At 44.9% G+C, this 20,579-nt stretch carries 15 protein-coding genes; 4 read left to right on the top strand and 11 right to left on the bottom strand.

The window, feature by feature from the left end:
* On the bottom strand, positions 1–2,059 hold a 2,059-nt coding region (locus AC6RV6_RS14250; protein ID WP_500241516.1), incomplete at its 3' end, for an nSTAND1 domain-containing NTPase.
* Between the two features lie 181 nt (positions 2,060–2,240).
* On the opposite strand from AC6RV6_RS14250, the gene AC6RV6_RS14245 reads away from it, so the two are divergent.
* A complete protein-coding gene (locus tag AC6RV6_RS14245) occupies positions 2,241–3,944 on the top strand; it encodes a ShlB/FhaC/HecB family hemolysin secretion/activation protein (RefSeq protein ID WP_500241514.1) in 1,704 nt (567 codons plus the stop codon).
* A 28-nt stretch (positions 3,945–3,972) separates the two neighbouring features.
* Here the strand turns inward: AC6RV6_RS14245 and AC6RV6_RS14240 are convergent, their stop codons facing one another.
* On the bottom strand, positions 3,973–4,602 hold the full coding sequence (locus tag AC6RV6_RS14240; protein WP_500241513.1) for a Uma2 family endonuclease: 630 nt from the start codon (positions 4,600–4,602) through the stop codon (positions 3,973–3,975).
* A 149-nt stretch (positions 4,603–4,751) separates the two neighbouring features.
* Positions 4,752–5,285 carry a hypothetical protein gene (locus tag AC6RV6_RS14235; RefSeq protein ID WP_500241512.1) on the bottom strand — a complete coding sequence of 178 codons (534 nt, stop codon included), beginning with the start codon at positions 5,283–5,285 and terminating at the stop codon, positions 4,752–4,754.
* 41 nt (positions 5,286–5,326) lie between these two features.
* On the opposite strand from AC6RV6_RS14235, the gene AC6RV6_RS14230 reads away from it, so the two are divergent.
* Positions 5,327–7,885 (top strand): CHAT domain-containing protein, encoded by a 2,559-nt coding sequence (locus AC6RV6_RS14230; RefSeq protein ID WP_500241511.1) that lies wholly within the window; start codon positions 5,327–5,329, stop codon positions 7,883–7,885.
* Positions 7,886–8,004: 119 nt separating this feature from the next.
* On the opposite strand, the gene AC6RV6_RS14225 is transcribed toward AC6RV6_RS14230, so the two are convergent.
* Entirely contained in the window at positions 8,005–9,075 is a 1,071-nt protein-coding gene (locus AC6RV6_RS14225) for a WD40 repeat domain-containing protein (protein WP_500241509.1), read from the bottom strand.
* A 181-nt stretch (positions 9,076–9,256) separates the two neighbouring features.
* Positions 9,257–9,985, bottom strand: coding sequence for a hypothetical protein (locus AC6RV6_RS14220; protein WP_500241508.1), 729 nt, complete (start codon positions 9,983–9,985; stop codon positions 9,257–9,259).
* Positions 9,986–10,113: 128 nt separating this feature from the next.
* On the opposite strand from AC6RV6_RS14220, the gene AC6RV6_RS14215 reads away from it, so the two are divergent.
* Positions 10,114–13,176: a UPF0182 family protein gene (locus AC6RV6_RS14215; protein ID WP_500241507.1), complete on the top strand. Its 3,063-nt coding sequence runs from the start codon at positions 10,114–10,116 to the stop codon at positions 13,174–13,176.
* A gap of 92 nt (positions 13,177–13,268) precedes the next feature.
* Here the strand turns inward: AC6RV6_RS14215 and AC6RV6_RS14210 are convergent, their stop codons facing one another.
* Positions 13,269–13,430, bottom strand: a complete 162-nt coding sequence (locus AC6RV6_RS14210; protein ID WP_500241506.1) for a hypothetical protein — start codon at positions 13,428–13,430, stop codon at positions 13,269–13,271.
* Positions 13,431–13,436: 6 nt separating this feature from the next.
* Here AC6RV6_RS14210 and AC6RV6_RS14205 point away from each other — a divergent pair, with 6 nt between their 5' ends.
* Positions 13,437–14,042: a patatin-like phospholipase family protein gene (locus AC6RV6_RS14205; RefSeq protein ID WP_500241505.1), complete on the top strand. Its 606-nt coding sequence runs from the start codon at positions 13,437–13,439 to the stop codon at positions 14,040–14,042.
* Here AC6RV6_RS14205 and AC6RV6_RS14200 read toward each other — a convergent pair.
* The 5 genes from AC6RV6_RS14200 to AC6RV6_RS14180 form a co-directional block, all read right to left on the bottom strand.
* Entirely contained in the window at positions 14,039–17,698 is a 3,660-nt protein-coding gene (locus AC6RV6_RS14200) for a PAS domain S-box protein (protein ID WP_500241504.1), read from the bottom strand. The two genes, AC6RV6_RS14205 and AC6RV6_RS14200, sit on opposite strands and share 4 nt — an antisense overlap.
* Positions 17,699–18,017: 319 nt before the next feature.
* Positions 18,018–18,218, bottom strand: coding sequence for a hypothetical protein (locus AC6RV6_RS14195; protein ID WP_500241525.1), 201 nt, complete (start codon positions 18,216–18,218; stop codon positions 18,018–18,020).
* 22 nt (positions 18,219–18,240) lie between these two features.
* A complete protein-coding gene (gene def, locus AC6RV6_RS14190; protein ID WP_500241503.1) occupies positions 18,241–18,804 on the bottom strand; it encodes a peptide deformylase in 564 nt (187 codons plus the stop codon).
* Between the two features lie 63 nt (positions 18,805–18,867).
* A complete protein-coding gene (gene rimM / locus AC6RV6_RS14185; RefSeq protein WP_500241502.1) occupies positions 18,868–19,461 on the bottom strand; it encodes a ribosome maturation factor RimM in 594 nt (197 codons plus the stop codon).
* Positions 19,458–20,519 carry an ABC transporter ATP-binding protein gene (locus AC6RV6_RS14180; protein ID WP_500241501.1) on the bottom strand — a complete coding sequence of 354 codons (1,062 nt, stop codon included), beginning with the start codon at positions 20,517–20,519 and terminating at the stop codon, positions 19,458–19,460. The genes rimM and AC6RV6_RS14180 overlap by 4 nt, the downstream gene beginning before the upstream one ends.
* Between the last annotated feature and the right edge of the window lie 60 nt (positions 20,520–20,579).

Here is a 20,579-nt window from a genome sequence, read left to right as displayed (position 1 = left end):
AGAGTTGAGCCGCTTTCTCCTCATCTTGGAGTTGTCCAGAAGCCGAGGCGATCGCACTCAGGGCAGAGGATTGGGAGAATGGGTCGTCAATGTTCTTGACCTCTGCTACAGCCCATTCCAATTGAGTTTCGGTTTGGCTGGAGTCTGTTCCTCGGGGGACGATCGCGGCAAATTGCCAGAGAAAAGTGGCTCGATCGCGATCGCTTTTAACATGATCCGCAACCAACTGAAATGCCGCTTTCCACTGCCCATCCTTAGCCACAGCAATAGCAACCCGTGCTTCTGTTGTATCGCCGACTTTAGCAAGAGAATTGCCCGTTATTGCCAATCGGATTTGCTGCATCTGTCCTTGCGGAGTCAAAAATAGCCAACCGCCAAACAACGTCACAACCAGCACCACACTGCCAACCGCACCCGTAAAGCTATAAATTCGCCGTTTACTCAGTCTTAACAACCTCTCCTTTTGCGATCGTTTCGCCCCCCAAATCACATAAGGTTTCTGCCGTTCGATCGCCCATAACTCCCGAATATCCAATAAATAACGCGATTTACCATTACTCCCCAACCATTCATTAACCCGCGCATCCAGTAACTTATTCGCCCGATCCGCCGCCGTTAGTTCCTTCCCCGATAACTGCATCAACGCCGGAATCATGCGTTCGTGCGCCAATTCATAACCAGTTTTCTTTTCTTCCTCCACCGCAGAAATCAAGCGCACATCTCCCCGCGCCAACCAAACCGTTGCTTCAGCGACTTCCTTTGGTTTTACCGTCTCCTTCAGTTTCTCCCCCAACTCTTCCACCGTCAGCACTCCCCCGCGCACCTGCCTCTCCAAATCCGTTAGCGCCAATAACACCTTAATCGTCGCCTGTCGCTGACTTGCTAACGTTCTCGTCTCCAAAACCTTCTCTAAATAGCGCTTTAATAACCCTTCAATTCCTCCCAACTTTTGAAACGCCTTCTCATTAAACGATCGCAATTGCTCCATATTTTCTCGTTCCAGCATCCATGCGAGAATCTGCAAATCCACTGGAGAAATTAACCCATCTTCCCGACTGGCGAGTTCTTGTTGGCTCATCTTTTCGATGAAAGCGCGATCGAAGTTGATTCCTTCCGTTTCCGCAATCACCCCCAAAACATCCGTTGCCTGTTGGGGAGAAAACTTTTTCAGGCGACAGACTTCAAAAGGACTGGGGTTATAACCCAACGCCTTCTCAATTTCAATCAGATTGTAGTAAAGATCGGCACGAATACTGAAAATAATCTTGACATTTGGCTTTTTTGGACTCTCATACCACTCCTTCAACTCTTGGATAAAAGGCTGGCGATCGCCTTCAGACTTGCACTGAACGAAAAACTGCTCGAACTGGTCAAAAAGCAAAATGAGCGGTTTAGAGGCGGCGGCATCTTTAACCAAAGTGAGAAAACTGGCATTTTCCTCCATCGTTAAAGAAAGTTGCTTGCGGAATTCCTCGCGAATCGTTTCTAAGGGATCGCGATCGCTAAAGCGAATATAAACCCCACAAGCTGCGATCGCTTCCTCTAATTTCGGCAACAAACCCGCCTGCAAAAACGAAGTTTTCCCACAACCCGACTCCCCCACCAAATAGCCAAAGCGATAGGAAGAACCCTTCAGCGCAGTTAAACATTCTGCCAAATCGCGATGACGCTGCAAACGGCTAAAAATTTCCGCATCCCTGCGAGTAAAAGGACGCAACCCTTTAATTGCCTTGAGTTCCTCAAACTTATCTTCCTCTACTTCCGAAGGCATCGTCACCACTGCAACGATTAAAGCCGCGAGAAAAATAACTCCCAACATCGGCCAGAATACCGTCCCGTACCACTGTGGCAACTCGAAACCAAACCAGCTTTGCAACAATTGAGGGACAATATGCCCCGGAGTGCAAAACAGAACCAGTCCCACATCAACGAGTAATAGCAGCGTAAACCAATTGCGACGGCGAATTAATTCCGCGATCCACTGAACGAACTTAGCCAGTTCTTCCGTTGTCTTTCTCACGATATCTGGCGAAGATGGCTTCGGAGACTCGGAACTCATACTTGTGATTTCCTAAAACTTTCTGTCCATTTTAACCACCCTAAAGATAAGGCATGCCTTGTGTCTACAGGACTTGGATCCTTGCCAGCGATCGCCGCGATCGCATGGCTAAAAATGTCTGTTTTTACGCTACCCTATCAATACAATAAATGAAACTTTGTCAGAACGCGATCGCCTTCTTATGATGCCCCGCTCTCCCTTTTTTTTGCTCCCTCTTATTTCTCTTCTCTATACAATTCCCGCGATCGCCCAAAGTGAATCCCCTGCTCTGAACTTCCCAGACATCATTCAACCCAACCCAGAACCTTTACCGGCGATCGAACCCTTACCCCCTCTAGAAGACCTCCTACCCGATACCACAAGCCCCACACCAACCCCACCAGAAGACATCCCCGGAGAAATCCTCGTCAATCAATTTGAAATTATCGGCAATACGGTGTTTAAAGCTGAAGAATTGACGGAACTCCTCGCACCCTTTATAAATCGCCCCATCTCCTTTGCCGAACTCCTCCAAGCGGCAGAGACCCTCACACAATACTATCAAGATGAAGGCTATATCACTTCAGGGGCATTTATTCCCGAACAGTCCATACAAGACGGTGCGATCGCTATTCAAGTTATCGAAGGGGAAATCGAAGCGATTAACATTCAAGGCTTAAACCGTCTCGATCCCGATTATATCCGCCGTCGCATTGCTCTTGCCGCTCAATCTCCTCTCAACCGCGACAAACTCCTCAATGGCTTGCAACTCTTACAATTAGATCCCCTCATCGCCAATTTATCTGTGAATCTTTCGGCGGGATCGCGACCCGGTGCCAGCATCCTTGATGTAGAAGCCACCGAAGCCGACGCGACAACTTTTACCGTGACTTTTGACAATCAGCGATCGCCGAGTGTGGGCAGTATCCGACGCATGGCACGTTTTACTCACAATAATTTCTTAGGGTTTGGCGATCGCTTCAATGTCGGTTATATCAACACCGACGGCAGCCACACTCTCGACAATCTCAGCTATACAATCCCTCTCAATGCTAGAAATGGGACGCTGACTTTTTCCCACAGTCGCAGCCAAAATAATATTATTGAAGACCCCTTCACTCTCCTCGATATTTCCTCCCAAGCACCCAGCTATCAACTCACCTACCGCCAGCCTTTGAAACAAACCGTCAGCGAAGATTTAGCGATCGGTTTAACGGCTTCGTGGCAAAGCAGCCGCAGTTTTATCGGTTTGGATAATATCGGTGCGTTTCCTCTGACAGAAGGAGCGAGTAACGACGGGAGAACCACTGTTTCTGCCCTGCGTTTCTTCCAAGAATACAGCCGTCGCACGAATAATGATGTTTTTGCCCTGCGATCGCAATTTAGCCTCGGTGTGGGTTTATTGGACGCAACCATTAACAATTCACCCCCAGATGGTCGCTTCTTTTCGTGGCGGTTGCAAGCACAATATTTACGCTTGCTGGCTCCCGATACTATCCTGTTATTGCGTTCCGATCTGCAACTGGCAGACCAAAATTTGTTAGCTTTTGAACAGTTTGCGATCGGGGGACTTTCCACGGTACGGGGTTTTCGCCAAGATTTTCGCAGTGCTGATAATGGCTTTTTTGGCTCAGTAGAAGTGAGAATTCCCGTTCTCCGCATTCCGGAATGGGATGCTTTAGTACAGGTTGCACCATTTTTTGATGTTGGTACGGTTTGGAATAGTGGCAACAGTGCGATCGATTCTCCCGGTACACTTTCTTCTGTGGGAGTGGGACTGCATGTGAAAGTTGGCGATCGCTTAACCGGGCGTTTGGATTGGGGTATTCCTCTCGTCGATCGCAATTCTACCACCAATACCGCACAGGAGCAGGGGGTTTATTTTTCCCTTGAATACAAAATTTAATTCGGTAGAGATATTAAATTTAAGATTTCTACAAAGCCAAATCAAAAACTTGCCGTGCAGATAAATTGAACTGCGGAAAAGTAGGAGACATAATAGCAATATTTTCTGTAAATGGAGTCATTATATATTCTCCATTAACCAAACAGCAAACAAAAATTGTGGGTTGTTTGGGATCGCCAATAAACTTTCTCGCTCCCAATGCAGCATAATCCACAATCCAATATTCCTCAATCCCCATTTCTTCATAATCTCGAAATTTATTGTAGTAATCATCGCGCCAATTTGTCGAAACAACCTCGACAATGAGTTTAACTGAATCGGGATTTTGGATAATTGATTCTGTTTCCCAGCGAGACTCTCTTTCTATGACTTCTCGATCTAAAACAATAATATCCGGTTCATAACCCGATCTTTCCCGTTGGGGTTTGATAATTGATTCTCGGGGAATTGTCCAAATTCCACCATTGCCCATTTGCCTGATAATGATTAAGAGTTGCTCGATCAGAGAGCCTGTTAAATGTGAATGTTTTCCCTTGGGCTTGGGCATTTCAACAATAACTCCATCATGCAGTTCGTATCGGACGAGTGAGTTTTCGGGATACTGACTGATAAATTCATCAAAGCTGTATAGTTTTGGCTCTGCTACGGTTTGAGTCATCGGTCATTTCCTCAAATTAAGGCGATCGCATGAGATTTTTCAGTAGTTGCAATCCTATTCTATCATTTTCAACTCTTGCTCTCAATAAAACATTCGTAGATAATGAAACAGATTGAATAAATCGAGCGATCGCAATAGGGATTTTTAGATTAAACGATTCCCTTTTGACAATCCTCGAGTTGAAAATATTTGCCGGTTCTACTTTTTTTGTAGATTATCGTATGAATAATATATATTTCTGGGGACTGTGCTGTACCTTTTTGCTCTATTTGTGCAATAATATAGCCTCCTGGAGCGAGAACGACTTCTCTAACTTCATATGGATATGGACTCCGAAAATTAATTTTTTCTACAAGCTGGGCATCTATTTTGACTTCCGAACCAAAATAAAAGAGACGATTCACTCGCCGACATTTTCCGTCTTGCATGAGAGGAAGATGGCGCATTTTGAATTGTATAAGATTCAGCAACGGACTATTCGTATTGAGCTGTAAAATCGGATAACAGATCGCCAGCAATCCGCTACTAACCAATAGACTGAAGATAAGTTTTGTTAATATTCTTTTCCTGTTGGGCTGCATAAATGCGTTGAGGTCTACAAAGACAATAAATGATAGTAACATATTTAAGAAAACAGTTACCGCGATCGCGAATATCTTAACAAACTCATAATTTTTCTGCATTCCTTATCTTTAATACCAAGTGTAAATTGCCCACAACCCTCATGAAAAAATTCGCTCTATTCGCCCTTATCCCGATCGCATCCATTGGAATTTTGACCGCAGATGTACAATTAAATCTAGCGTCTGCACGGATAATCGTACAGGAGAGAGAGCGATCGCTTGCGTCAACAGCTCGGGAACTTTATGAAAGCGGGCGTTATGATGAGGCAATACAATCATTGCAAGAAACACAACAACACGATCGCGATCGCGGTGACAAACTCAGCGAAGCAAGAACAATAAGGAATTTAGCTCTCGTTTATGGAAAAATGGGGGATATTGCCTCGGCTCGCAATGCGATCGCGCAAAGCCGAAATCTTGTTGCATCTTTAGCGCAAACTGGCGATCGCCAAAATCTCCTCGCTCAAATTCTTGAAGTGGAAGGACAATTGCACCTATCCGTCGGACAACCCGAGCAGGCGTTGGAGCGTTGGCAAAGTGCCGCAAACATTTATCGCCAACAAAATGACACCCTGGGGAATACCCGCAGCCAAATCGGTCAAACTCAAGCATTGCAAGCAATGGGACTGCACGAACAGGCGAGTAAGCGCCTGAAAACGCTTAAGCAACAATTGGACTCCGAACCCGATACGCTGTTGAAAGCCAAAGCCCTACAAATCTTGGGAGACGTGCAGCGATCCCTCGGACGTTTGCAAGAAGCAATGGCAAATCTTGAAGAGAGTTTGGCGATCGCGCGATCGCAAGGCAATCCTGAAAATATTACCTCAATTCAAATCAGTCTCGGCAATACCGCCCGCTTCCCTCAAGAAGAAGAGGAAAAAGACGCATCTTTGCAAAAAGCACTTTCCTATTATCGCCAAGCTGCCCTTGATGCCCCTAATCTAGAACTGGAAATACAAGCACAGTTAAACGAATTTAGAGTTCTGATCGAACAAGAAGAGATTGCGATCGCAAAAACCCTTCTACCGCAAATTCAAACCAATATTACCCAACTTCCTGCCACTCGTCCCGCCATTTACGCCCAAATTAATTTAGCCAAAAACCTCATGAGATTGGGCAAAACCGAGATTCCTCCAGCTCAAATTGCTCACACTCTCGCTCGAGCTTTAGAACAAGCACAAAACTCTGGCGATCGCCTCGCAGAAGCGCAAGTTTGGGGCAGTTTGGGGGAACTCTACGAAAGTCATCAACGTTACGCAGAAGCGAAAACCGCCACGGAAAAAGGACTCTTACTGGCTCAATCTTTCAATGCCCCGGAAATTATCTATCAAGAACAATGGCAACTGGGGCGAATTTTGCGAGAACAGAATCAACGAGAAGCAGCGATCGCCGCTTACGCTCACGCCATTAGCACCTTACAATCCTTGCGAGGGGATCTCGTTGCCATTAACCCAGATCTGCAATTTTCCTTCCGGGAAAGTGTCGAACCCGTTTATCGCGAATATGTGGATCTGCTCTTACAACCCGGAGCAACCCAAAATCAACTCATTCAAGCGAGGGAAGCGATCGAAGCCTTACAACTTGCCGAGTTGGATAACTTTTTCCGGGATGCTTGCTCTGATGTCGAAGCCAAACAAATCGACCAAATCGATCCGCGATCGGCGATTTTCTACACGATTATTTTAGGCGATCGCCTTGCCACGATCCTTGCACTCCCCGGCCAAGAATTGCGCCAGTATAGCAGCCCTCAACCCCAAGCAGTACTGGAAAAAGCACTTGCAGATATGAACTTCTATATTGCCACACCCCGAGGTCGGCGACGCAACCGCAAACGCTTAGAAGTATCCCAACAAGTTTACAATTGGTTGATTCGCGATCTCGAAACGGAATTAGAAGCAAGCGGCGTTGAAAATCTCGTTTTTGTTCTCGATGGCGCACTTCGTAACGTTCCGATGGCTGCTCTCCATGACGGCGATCGCTATCTCATTGAAAAATACAGTGTCGCCCTTGCTCCCAGTTTGAATCTTATCGATCCGCAACCCCTCGCCCGAGAAACCCTACAAGTTTTGGGGGGAGGAGTCTCTCTGGAAACCCAAGATTTTGCCCCCATCCCCAACGTCAAAATAGAACTGGAGCGGGTTCAAGCGGCGGTAGGTGCAGAAGTCTTGCTGGATGGCACGTTCATCGAAGGAGAATTTAAAACCCTCGTGAATGAAAACCCTGTAACAGTAGTGCATTTAGCGACTCACGGTCAATTTAGTTCTAAGGCTGAGGATACTTTTGTGCTAACGTGGGACGACAAATTGAATATTGACGAACTGAGTGCCTTATTGCGATCGGATAAGAAGCGACTCGTTCCCATCGAATTGCTGGTATTAAGCGCTTGCGAAACGGCAACAGGGGACGATCGCGCCGTCCTCGGGCTGGCGGGAATGGCAATACGGGCGGGAGCAAGAAGCACCGTTGCGAGTCTTTGGCTGGCTGCAGATGAAACCACTTCCTTAATGATGAGTCGTTTTTATGAAGAGTTGGCGCGATCGCAAACCACGAAAGCAGAAGCATTGCGACAGGCACAATTAGAGATTTTACAGGGGGATAATGTTGAGTTTCAACATCCTTATTTTTGGTCTGGGTTTGTGTTGGTGGGGAATTGGTTATAAAGCGAATGAAGCGATCGCAGTTCCCAAAAAACTTTCTCTTGCGATCGCTTTCCCGAATCAAATCGTAACTATAACTGCGAGTCAGGCTGAGTTGATTGGTTTCGCTTTTCAGTCGATCGCTACAAGTGGGAAATGTTCCAAATTCTAACAAGATTATCATTTGATGTAGTAACAACTCGTTGGGAATCCGGGCTAAAGTTGGCACTGTTAACGCTCGATTTGTGTCCCGGAAGGATGGCGAGAGGTTTTCCGGAAGAGTCCCATATCCGAGCGGTGGAATCAATCGAACCTGTGAGAATTTTCTTTCCATCTTGACTATAACTTAGGGTTGTAATATGACCTTCATGCCCGCCTAAAATGGCGATTTCTTCACCGGAAAGAGTCCAAAGTCGAGCGGTTGCATCGCTGGAACTGGTAAGAATGTGTTGACCGTCTGGACTGAAAATTGCATGATAAACGCCTTCTTGATGTCCTTCTAATACGGCTAATTGTCGGCCTTCTCGATTCCAAAGTCGAGCGGTTTTATCGGTGGAGGCGGTAACAATATATTGACCATCTGGACTAAAATTAGCGTCTTCAATGGTATCGGCATGACCTTGGATTATTGCCACTCGATTTCCTTCGATATCCCAAATACGAGCTGTTCCATCGGTGGAGGCGGTGAGAATATATTGACCGTCCGGACTGAAACGAGCGGTATGCAAACTGTATTCATGCTCTCCAAAAATTGCAATTTTTTGTCCTGATTTATTCCAGAGGGTTGCGGTTTTATTGCCGGAAGCAGTCAGGATATATTGACTGTTCAGACTAAAATTGGCATCTTTTACATAACGCTCTTGTCCTTGAAGTGTTATTAATTGTTTACCCGATTTATTCCAAATACGAGCCGTTCCATCATTGGAAGTGGTAACAAGATATTTGCTATCTGGACTGAGAGAAACGCTGTTAATAATATTATCATGTCCCTGAAGAGTGGCAATTTTTTGACCGGATAACTCTCGGATTATGATGCGATCGTCGATAAGTGCAACAATATATTGTCCATTGGGACTAAAATTGGCACTTTCTACAGAAGGGTATAGTTCCTGAATTTTATTATCTGCTTCTAAAACTTGCAAATTAGCAGGACTAATACTAGATTTGAGAGGGAATTTTGGTGAAATTCTTAGAATCCATCTAATAGTTTCCATTTGACGCTCGTAATGATATAATTTCTCACGTTGTTTGTAACAATACTCCGGACAAAATTAGGAGGCAAGAGAACCATAGGTCAATAGCTGATGATAGTTGGGATGCAATTTAATTAAAGTGGGGTCAAGGTCGAAGAAGTGAATAAATAATTCTAAAAGATGTTCGTTGAAAGCAAAACGCTTAAGCGAGACGAACAGGACGTTGAAAACAAACAGACCAAACCACAGCCGTGTAGAGTTGGACATCCTCAGAGACAAGTTGAACGAACTCCAACGAACTCGGCTGGGTTAAATCGACCTTGCCAGCATAACGTCGAGGTCGTCCCCGTCGTTTCTGGGGTCCATCATAGAGAAATTTGAGATTGGCATCAGTTCGCAATTTACCAATAGCGTGTAAGTTCATCTGCACGACTCCATTGACCGTTTCGAGGCTATTCTCGCTTAAAAACTCCCCCGCAAGATAAATCGTATTGTTTTCTTCTGCATATGCTCCATTGGCCTGCAATTCGCTGCGAGAAACAATTTCAATTTGGGGACGGGAAACATCAGACTTTAAGGATGCGATCGCTTCGTGCCAAAAGGATTCGCTCCAATTTTCCCCAAACGCGAGATGCAAGGTCTCGATCGCATTGGGTTGGGAGACAAATTCATCAATTGCTCTCTCTGCTCGTTGCCACAAGAAGTCCGATCGCGAGTACGATATCTCTATTCCATTTGAGGAAGTAGAGGCAAAGGCGATCGCTTCCCACTCTCGCTCCATTTGTTGCCAAAGTTCCCCCGAATTAACCTCCATTAAGGATTTTGACGGATTGGCAACACATTCTAATTCACTTTGTTGTGAAGATGTCCCCTCTCCTGATAAAAAATTGGTGATATCTTGGTGAGAAGGCAGAGAAGACCATTCGTTCATCTTGACCAATCCTCAAATCAAGACTCTCTTAATATATCTTAACAAAGCGATCGCACCCTCGTTCGCAGAGATGATATGCAGAATTGCGAGTAGAATATATAGTAATGGCGTTCTCGCAGTGACCAAAAATGAGCAAGAAAATTCAATTACTTTTTAAAATCGCGCTCTGTGTTTTGGGGGCGTGGTTGTTATTTGATATTATTGCTCATTTCATTGTCGAAGTGCTTTGGTTTAGGGAACTCAACTATCTTCCCGCCTTTTTTGTTCGCTTTAGAACTCAAGCGAGTTTATGCGCGATCGCCAGTTGTCTTTCCTCTATTTTTTTATTGGCGAATTTGCGCCTTGCTCATGCTCTCAAACACCCTTCTGATGATAGTCGCGATCGCCTTCAGCACCAGAACCTTCAACACCAACACGAAATAGCCTCAATTCCCACTCCCTTTTCCTTAAAAGAATCCATTTTACAAAGTCGCCAAAATGCGATCGTTAAGGCAGCTTCTCCACCCATTTCCGAACGTTTTTCCCTGTCTTTAAACTGGCTCTTTTTAGCCGTACTGAGCTTGGGCAGCGTACCGGGATTAATCGTCATTCACTATGGTAGAATTACTCTCGACTACTGGCAGCCCAACCTTGCTTTAGCCAAAGTTACTCCTCCTTTACCGACCCCCTTCGATCTGCCCGCCATTGGCAATATCCTCAGAGAAAGTATCGGTCAGGGATGGGGTATTCATTGGCAATGGCTGCTTTTAGCGGCCTCGGTGGTCTTATTTTTGTTCGAGGGGACATTTTTTGCCACGGCGATCGCCATTCTTCTCAGCCTTCTCTTTGGTTTAACTCTCGCGGGAAATTGGACGAGAATCCTTGAATTTTTCGCCGCAACTCCCTTTTATCACTTAGATCCGCTTTATCATCTCGATATTAGTTTTTATCTTTTTCGCTTACCTTTGTGGGAACTGCTTTATTTTTGGTTGGGCGGTCTTTTTCTTTATAGTTGGGCTGTTTGCACCCTCATTTATTGTCTGTCAGGCAATAGCTTATCTCACGGGAAATTTTCGGGCTTTTCGCGAGAACAATTGCGTCACATTGATATCTTGGGCGGATTAGTCATGTTTGCCCTCGTCTTCTATCATTGTCTCGCCGGACTCAAATTAGTTTATTCGACACGTGGCGTAACCTATGGGGCAAGTTATACCGATCTTCGGGTTCAACTCCCCGTAGAAATTTTTTCCGGTATTATTGCCGGGGCGGTTGCACTCTGGTTATTTTATCGAGGTTTCTATCATCTCAAACGCGATCGCCAGTTTGCTCGAATTCGCCATCCCCTCACCATTATTTTATTGTCGCTTTATGTCGCCATTTTCCTATCTGGGGAAGTCGCAGAAAATTTCGTTCAACGCCTCAACGTACAACCCAACGAACTCGAGCGAGAAACCCCTTATCTCGAACGCAATATCAGCGAAACTCGTGCAGCCTTTGCCCTCGATCGCATCGATGCGAGAACATTCGACCCTCAAGATAGTCTCGATTTAGAAACGCTACAAAATAATCGCTTAACCATTGAAAATATTCGTTTGTGGGATACTCGCCCTCTCCTCAAAGCGAACCGTCAATTACAAGAAATTCGGCTTTATTATAGTTTTTACGATGCCGATATCGATCGTTATACCATGCAAATTCGCCATAACGAAGTCGGTCAAAAACAAGAAAAACAAAAGCAGCAAGTCCTGATTTCCGCTCGAGAATTAGATTACAATCAAGTTCCAGAAATCGCTCAAACTTGGGTCAACAAACATTTAGTTTATACTCACGGCTATGGTTTTACACTCTCTCCCGTGAACAAGGTCGATCGCGGTGGTTTGCCCGCTTATTTCGTCCAAGATATTGCCACCAAAGAAGAAGGTGGGGCGCTCCGTTTCGCCAATGATATTATTCGTGACAGCATTCCCATCGGCAAACCGAGAATTTACTTTGGCGAGTTGAGCGATACCTATATTATGACCAATAACAGAGTCCAAGAATTAGACTTTCCGAGCGGTCAAGAGAATGCTCAAAATATTTATGATGGTCTTGCCGGAGTACCCTTAAATTTCTTCTGGCGACGTTTGATTTTTGCGGAATATCTCAAAGATTGGCAAATGTTATTTACCCAGAATTTCACAGACGAGACTAAAGTTCTCTTTCGTCGTAATATTAACCGCAGAATTCGTCAAATTGCGCCTTTTTTACGCTATGATAGCGATCCTTATTTAGTCACCGCCGATACAGGAGAAGAAGAATCTCGGCGGGTGGGCAATTATTTATATTGGATGATTGATGCTTATACAACCAGCGATCGCTATCCATATTCCGACCCCGGAGAACGAAAATTTAACTATATTCGCAATCCGGTCAAAGTTGTAGTTGATGCTTATAATGGGGCAGTTAATTTTTATGTTGCCGATCCTGACGATCCGATTATTCAAACATGGCAAAAAATTCTTCCTAATTTTTTCCAACCTCTCGCAGAAATGCCAGAAAATTTACGCCAACACATTCGCTATCCTACTGATTTTTTTAGCATTCAATCGGAACGGCTGTTAACTTATCATATGACAGATCCAAAGGTCTTTTATAATCGCGAGGATCAATGGCAAATTCCCCAAGAAATTTATGGAGATGAATTGCTACCCGTGCAACCCTATCATTTGATTATGCGGTTGCCCGAGGAAAAAAATGAAGAATTTATTCTCCTTCATCCCTATTCTCCGCGATCGCGTCCCAATTTAATTGCTTGGCTGGCCGCCCGTTCTGACGGCGATCGCTATGGTAAATTATTACTTTATCAGTTTCCCAAACAAAAGTTAGTGTTTGGAATTAGCCAAATTGAAGCACTTATTAATCAAGATCCCACCATCTCCCAACAAATTTCGCTTTGGAATACCCAGGGATCTCGTATCAGTCAGGGCAATCTTTTAATTATTCCCATTGAAGATTCTTTATTGTATATCGAACCTTTATATTTAGAAGCCGAACAAAATAGCGTTCCGACTTTAGCACGGGTGATTGCAATCTACGAAAATAAAATTGTTATGGCTGATACTTTAGAGCGAGCATTTAAAGAATTGTTTGCACCTCAAGAGGAGACGACAGAAGCAATTATCCGCTCGCTAGACGAGCTAAACGAGGGTTTATTAGAAGGAGTCACGCCTTAAACAATTTTATCTCATTACCTGTTTTTTGATGTTCTTGTCGAGATGTTCCATTCAACATCCCGACAGGATTGCACAAGAGTTTAAAAACGAGCTTATTTATTTCCGTCGTGGAAATTTTCTCGCTTAGGAGGCTTATTGAAGCGATCGATTAAGTTTGTAAGTTCTTGATTTTGAATTTTTAAAAATTCGATAATTTTTTGTTCCTCCTCTTCTCGCATTTCATTGAATTTAAGATCGAAATCATCAATGTTCAAAGCGAGTTGAAAGTTGTCGTTTCCGATCTGAGTTATGGGCGGATGTTAGTGTTACCCAACGATCTCGAAGACAGCATTCAAGATAATTTTTCTGTTGCTGAAGCCGTCCGTTTATCTGCCAGTTTGCCCTTGTTTTTTGAACCGGGAGAAATTCAAGGTCGTACCATTGTCGATGGTGGTGTTTTCAGTCGGTTTCCTATCTGGATCTTTGATGTCGATCTCCAACAACGATCGCAGGCTAAATGCCCGCGCTGGCCAACTTTTGGGTTACGAATTTTGGAGAAGAAAACCCAGCCCGATCGCATTGAAAACCTTTATGATATTGCTAAAGCGATTTTACAAACCTCTGGAGTCGCCCGAGACGAGTACGATATCCAACAAACGTGGCGAGATCGCATTATTGAAATCGATGTTGCCTCTGTTGGGACGAGTTCGACAGAATTCAATTTAAGCGACGAGCAAAAAATCGCCTTGTATTGTTTAGGATATCAGCGTACCAAAGACTTTTTCTTAACAGAATGGAACTGGCACAAACACCTCGAAGGACGTGGTTACAATCCCGATCTTGGCCAACAGGAAGTAAGGTCAGTATTACCCTTGAGTGCCAATTAATCTTCAATTTCTGGTAACGGTAAAGTGACGGTGAATGTTGTCCCTGCATTCACTTCACTTTGTATCGCGATCGCGCCTTCATAAATATCTACGGCTCTTTTCACAATCGTTAAACCCAAACCCGTACCGCTAATATCTCCCACATTTTTGGCACGATGAAAGGATTCAAATAAATGCGGAATATCTTCTGGAGGAATCCCCAAACCGCGATCTTCCACTTGGAAAATAACCTCGCGATCGCGAACCCTAATATTCAACTTGATGGGTGTATCCTCCGGGGAATATTTTATTGCATTTGATAACAAATTTGTCAAGATATAACGTAATAAATTTTCGTCGGCAATAATATTGTGATTGGTTTCTTCTCCTTCATCAAAAACAATTTGGTGTCGATTGTCATCGATCGCTTGGATCTCTGCCAGCAATTCCCAACAAAATACTTTTAAATTCAAGGAAGCAGGAGAAAATTCAATTTTTCCTGCTTCTGCCCGACCGAGAATTAAGATATCATTAAGGAGTTGAAGAATGCGATCGCTCGCCCGCAATAAGCGATCGAGTTGTTGTTGTTTTTGTTCTTCTGTCAGTCTCTGACTGTAATATTTTTGCAGTTTCGCCGAAGCCATAATTACCGTTAAAGGCGTGCGAAATTCGTGAGAGGCAATCGAAATAAAATTCGACTTGAGTTCGCTTAATTCCCTTTCTTTTTCTAACGCATGGCGAATATCATTTTCAGCTTGTTTGAGATCGCTAATATCTCGTCCCACGGCTTGAATTTCGATAAGCTGTCCTTGGGTATTGAAAAAACCGCGATCGACCCACTGTTGAACTCGCATTGTCCCATCTGGCGACAAGGTACGAATTTCGCAAGTATAAACGGGATTCTCTGGACGCAACAGGGCATATTGTCGATCTAGTTTTTCTAAATCTTCGGGAAGAACATCCGGCAACCATTTGCGATTAATGATATTTTGCCGATCGCAATTAAAATAGCGACAATAGGCATCATTAACAAAAATCAGCGTGCCATCAATGCGATAACGACAGATCAATTCTGTTTGATCTTGCACGATCGCCCGATAGCGTTCCTCACTCTTTCTTAACTCTTCTTCGGTTCGCTTGCGATCGTCGATTTCGAGAATAGAACCAACACACTCAATCGGATTTCCTTCTTCATCTCGTATTAACTTGACTTCATCTCGCAGCCACCGATACTGGTTATCTTGATGTAAAAAGCGATATTCGTAAATGCAATGATCGCAGACAAACAATTGTTGGAGTTCGGTCAAAATATGCGGCACATCTTCCGGATGGAGGCGATCGTGCCAAAAGCTGGGATTTTGCAACCATTCTTGAGGAGAATAGCCCAATACTTCCTCAATATTTTCACTGACAAATGTTGTGGGGAAGCGCTCGTCATCGGCACGACAACTATAAATGACTGCCGGACTCGAGACCAGCAAATATTCAAAGCGTTCTCGAATCTTTTGCAATTGCATTTCTGCCTGCTTGCGATCGCTAATATCCTGCCCGATCGCGATCGCCGTTCCATTGGAAAGACCCACAACAGCCCATGAGGTATCGATCTCACTCCCATTCCTCACTTGCATTTTAAAGTCTTGCCATTGGGGATTTACCGAGCGAAGACATTCACGAAATTGCCGATAAATTTCCGGATTCTGGTAGCATTCTGCCAAGATGTCGCGATCGCTGCATTCTGCCAACGACCAACCTGTAGTGTTTTCCCATGCTCGGTTTACCCATTGCTGCCGACCGTGGCGATCGAATAATATCAGCATCACGGGAATGCTATCAAAAATCGCCTGTAAAAATTCTTTTTGTTGTTTGAGTTCTGCCCGAGCGTTCCCTTCTTGAATAGCAACAGTTAAATACTCTCCCACCTCTGTTAAGGTCGCAATCTCTGACTGGGTCCAATCATGAGGTTCAAAAGAATGCAAACCGATCAGTCCGATTGCCCGTTCCGAATATTGCAAAGGGACGTAGAGTAAGGCTCGCGTATTCTTGGCGAGAAAACGATCGCGCAATTCCTGCAAGCATTCTTCTTGGGTCACATCAGCAACAACAACGCTCTGTTTGGCTGCCAATTGGGAGCGATAAGGGTCGATCGCTAATTGTTGAATAGGAGTGAGATGGGGTGGCACGGATTGATGTAAAACCGGACAGTATCCCTCTTTATTGAGAGGAGCATAGAGAACGCGCAGATGCGGAAAAGCCTTGCCAATTTGGGCGATCGCGTATTCAAGAGTCTGCGTTACCGTCATTCCGGTATTAATAGAGTTCAAAATGCGATTGTGCAGGTCTTGACGGCGGCGATTTTCTTCTAATACCTGCCATGCTTCCTTGCGATCGCGAATATCTTCGACAATACTCAGAGCATATTGAGGAATACCAACGCGATCGGCAACCACAGAATAGGTTACATTTAACCAAATCTCTTGCCCATCTTGCCGCAGGTAGCGTTGTTCGAGGGAATAATTCTGAATTTCTCCTGCCAGCATTTGATGATAAGTTTCTCGCTGTCGCAGCCAATCTTCAGGATGGGTGATTTGCTTCGATGTTAACTGCAACATTTCCGCAACAGAATAGCCGAGTAAATCGCAAAACTTTTCATTGGCAGTAATATATTGTCCTGTCAGTTCTGTGAGGGTAATTCCAACAGCAGCTTGTTCAAAAAGAGAGCGAAAGCGAGCTTCGCTATTTTGTAAGGAAAGGGTACGATCGCGGACTTTGGCTTCTAGGGTTTCGTTCAATTGACGCAGTTGTTCTTCACTCAAGCGCAAGGCTTCTTCTGCTTTAACGCGATCGCTAATATCTCGTCCAACGGCTTGATATTCGAGCAAGTTCCCCTCGCGATCGAAGATGGCGCGATCCGTCCATTGCTGCCAAGCGATAGTCCCATCGGGTCGCAAGGCTTGATATTCAGAAGTAATAACGGGATTTTCTGGAGTCAATGTCTGTAGGATTTTTTGCACTCTAATACGGCCGACTTCTGGCATCAAAGCGAGAAAAGATTTACCGATGAGTTCTGGCTTAGAGCGCTGAAAATAGCGACAATAGGCCTCGTTAACAAAAGTGAGGGTACTGTCTGGCAAAAAACGGCAGATCAATTCGGTTTGCGCTTCGAGAATGTCCCAATAGCGAATTTCACTGGCTTTGAGCGCTGCTTCAGTTTGCCGTAATTGCATTTCCGTAGAGGCGCAATGGTCGCTATCGAGGAGATTGGTTTCTATGAATTGCCAAATCCTCTGACGCGCAATCGCACCAACGATCGCGCCTCCTGCATCGATTAGGGGGATTGCAGGGAAATGATGCTGACGAAAAAGGGAGAGGAGTTGGGGTAAATCCACAATGTCCGAGGTTTGATACGCGATCGCTTTTCTCACGGCCTCTTGAATGGGTCTTGCGTGCCAATCTCGATGACCGACCATAAAAGCGATCGCTTCTCGTTCCGTCAACAATCCCAACAGTGGCGATCGATGGGCATCGGATTCGGTCACAAACAGATAATCTCGGGTCAGAGTCGTTTCCTCGGGATGCAGCCACGGTTCGATCGCTTGAGCCAATACAGTATCTGCGGAAACAATCGGAGGAGAGCGATCGATCGCTTGGTTAAGAATATCGAGAAAACGGTCTGCCATGATCAATTATTTGTGATTCTAAATCCTAAAGTTTATTTTTAGGAGAATTTAATGAGAATTTGTTAATGATGGATATCTCTATATTTTTATTTTTACCTAATTTTGTCCGGACTATTACAAGAAGTCATTTTGGCATGACAATTGTTATTTTTAGTTGCAAATTTATAAATTTTTATAACTAGAAGAGTTTCCCTTGCTTGATTCTGTGTGCGATTTAGGTTAAGCGATCGTTGGCTATTGCGAGAGATTTGAGAAGCATAAAAAAGGACACAAAATTTTGCGCCCGAAAGAATAATTTACGTGGTTTTCTCGATAAAAACTAGCGAGATTGGTTGGCTTTTGTATCGCGGACGGCTGCCCAAAAAAGCAAGCCCGTCAGAGGAATGCTGACGGCGAGGATAATTGCGGTTATTGTGGTTCCATAGGTGGGGTGTCCGTAAGAAAGTTCAAAAATCGAACCCACCCCCGCGATCGCGCAAATACAGCAAGCAGCCAACAAAATTCCGCTTTTTGGTGTCATTCCCATAATATTTTTCTTGGATTTAAGTAACGGGTTTAACGGCATTGACTGAAAAATTATGCTTTTTCAGTTCCTCTGCCAAGACTAAATTATTTTCGACGCGATCGACAAAGAGAACTCCCGTTAAGTGATCCATCTCGTGTTGAATGACCCGGGCTAAGAGTCCATCAGCTTTGATTTTCTGGGGTCTGCCATTTTCATCTTTATAGGTCACTTCGATCGCCTTGGGGCGCGTCACATCTAAATAGACCCCCGGAATGCTCAAGCAACCTTCCTCAGCACCGCATAATTCTTGACTGGCAGCAATAATTTTAGGGTTAATTAAAATTAAGGGTTCGTTGTCGGGGTTGTCGGGTTCGCAGTCAATAACAATCAGTTGCTTGTTAATGGCGACTTGAGGAGCAGCCAAGCCAATACCATCAGAACTATACATGGTTTGTAACATTTCCCGAGCCAATTGGCGCACGCTTTCATCTACCTTGGCAATGCGTTTGGCGGGTTGACGCAAAACGCGATCGCCGAGATGGTGAATATCGAGGGGAGGATTTTTTAACTTTTTCTTGGCAACGGCAACAGCAGAGGGCATAAGCAATGCAAAATTTAAAATTCAAAATAACGTTGTCTTTCTTATCATCTTAACAGTTCGCAATTAATTCGCGAAGTTAACTTCTAATAGTCCGGGAGGGGGGAGGATTTCCACGCGTCTTGCGGAGATATCCACGACGGGGACTATTGCAGGGACAAAAGGAATTAACACAGTTGACGATGGTGTCTTCTTCCTTTTGACAGATTTTTCTGTCAAGTCAGATAGAGTTGCGAAATTGGCATGATTTAAGGTCACTTCTAACAAGTCGTTGCCTGCCGTATAAATATCTGTTACTGTCCCGATCGCTTCCCCGGTAGACTGGACAATGACTTCTAACCCCAACAGATCGGCGACGTGATATTCATCGGCGGCCAAAGCCGGGCGATCGCTGGGATCGACGAGAAATTTTGCCCCGCGCAGGCTCTCGGCTTGATTGATATCCTCAATCCCCGCTAATTTGATGACATAGAGTTTTTTCCCGGGGAGCGATCGCCCAGATAATAATTCAACTTGTTGGGGATGAGAGGTCTGGGGGAGTTGTAGCCATCGCGGCCCGGGTTGCACAAATCTTTCGGGAAAATCCGAGTCGGGATAAACCCGCAATTCCCCTTTCAAACCCTGTGGGGCAACAATTTTGCCAACTTCTAACAATTTCATTCTGGTGACTGGTGACTGGTGACTGGTGACTGGTGACTGGTGACTGGTGACTGGTAACTGGTGACTGGTGACTGTTTTCTCAAAGTCTGTAAGAAAAACTCTTCTAAAGAGGGACGGGTTAAATTCATGCCGATCAAATGGGCATCGATCGCTTTTAAGTGGCTGAGAAATTCTTGGGGATTCCCAACGAGTTCCCCTTGCCAGCCCGATTGCCCAAACTCCATATCTTTTAAATGAGTTTCTAAGTCTTTTGCCGTACCGCCTTTACCTTGGACGCGATAGCGATCGCCGGTGCCTAAGAGTTCATTAAGAGTACCAGTGCAGAGTAATTCTCCGTGCTCTAAAATGGCAATGCGATCGCAAATTTGCTCGACATCTGCCAAAATGTGGGAATTGAAAAAGATCGTTTTGCCGTGACTTTTTAAGGACAAAATAATCTCGCGCACGCGATAGCGCCCGATGGGATCGAGACCGGACATGGGTTCGTCAAGAAAGAGAATATCGGGATTATTAATTAAAGCCTGAGCCATGCCCACCCGTTGCAGCATTCCCTTAGAATACTGGCGCATGGGCTTCTTTTTCGCCGTATAAGTATCTAATTCCACCCAATCCAATAACTCGGGAATGCGCTGTTTCTGGACTTGCTGGGAAATGCCAAATAAAGCCGCCGCATGCTGTAGGAATTCCCAAGCTGTGAGATAGTCATAAAAATAGGGATTTTCCGGTAAATAGCCAATGCGCTGCCGCGTGGCGCGATCGCCGATGGGATTGCCCAAAAGTGTCGCCCGTCCAGAGGTTCGGCGCACCAGTCCTAGTAAAATTTTCAGGAAGGTGGTTTTGCCCGCACCGTTAAGACCCAGCAAGCCAAAGGTTTCGCCTTCATACACCGTGAGGCTGATACTTTTTAGGGATTCGATAACGAGATCGAACCAAAAGCCCGTCCGATACGCTTTCTTGAGTTCCCAAACCTGCACGACGGGAGGGCGATCGCGGTGAGCATCGCTGTTTTGATTTTCCGGTTCTTTCTCTATCCCGGGGCGATCGGGGATTGATTCCATAACGATGCAGATGCAACTATCTAAGATTCACATTCATTATCTTAAACGCTCTTGCGAAAA

The sequence above is a fragment of the Spirulina sp. LEGE 11439 genome (assembly GCF_059821285.1).
The sequence above is the reverse complement of the archived record's forward strand: the minus strand, read 5'-3'. Positions and strand labels throughout refer to the sequence as shown.

Bases quoted from the DNA above. Each gene is read 5' to 3' on its own strand.
- AC6RV6_RS14245 (WP_500241514.1), top strand. From the start codon at position 2,241: ATGATGCCCCGCTCTCCCTTTTTTTTGCTCCCTCTTATTTCTCTTCTC.
- AC6RV6_RS14240 (WP_500241513.1), bottom strand. From the start codon at position 4,602: ATGACTCAAACCGTAGCAGAGCCAAAACTATACAGCTTTGATGAATTT.
- AC6RV6_RS14235 (WP_500241512.1), bottom strand. From the start codon at position 5,285: ATGCAGAAAAATTATGAGTTTGTTAAGATATTCGCGATCGCGGTAACT.
- AC6RV6_RS14230 (WP_500241511.1), top strand. From the start codon at position 5,327: ATGAAAAAATTCGCTCTATTCGCCCTTATCCCGATCGCATCCATTGGA.
- AC6RV6_RS14225 (WP_500241509.1), bottom strand. From the start codon at position 9,075: ATGGAAACTATTAGATGGATTCTAAGAATTTCACCAAAATTCCCTCTC.
- AC6RV6_RS14220 (WP_500241508.1), bottom strand. From the start codon at position 9,985: ATGAACGAATGGTCTTCTCTGCCTTCTCACCAAGATATCACCAATTTT.
- AC6RV6_RS14215 (WP_500241507.1), top strand. From the start codon at position 10,114: ATGAGCAAGAAAATTCAATTACTTTTTAAAATCGCGCTCTGTGTTTTG.
- AC6RV6_RS14200 (WP_500241504.1), bottom strand. From the start codon at position 17,698: ATGGCAGACCGTTTTCTCGATATTCTTAACCAAGCGATCGATCGCTCT.
- AC6RV6_RS14195 (WP_500241525.1), bottom strand. From the start codon at position 18,218: ATGACACCAAAAAGCGGAATTTTGTTGGCTGCTTGCTGTATTTGCGCG.
- def (WP_500241503.1), bottom strand. From the start codon at position 18,804: ATGCCCTCTGCTGTTGCCGTTGCCAAGAAAAAGTTAAAAAATCCTCCC.
- rimM (WP_500241502.1), bottom strand. From the start codon at position 19,461: ATGAAATTGTTAGAAGTTGGCAAAATTGTTGCCCCACAGGGTTTGAAA.
- AC6RV6_RS14180 (WP_500241501.1), bottom strand. From the start codon at position 20,519: ATGGAATCAATCCCCGATCGCCCCGGGATAGAGAAAGAACCGGAAAAT.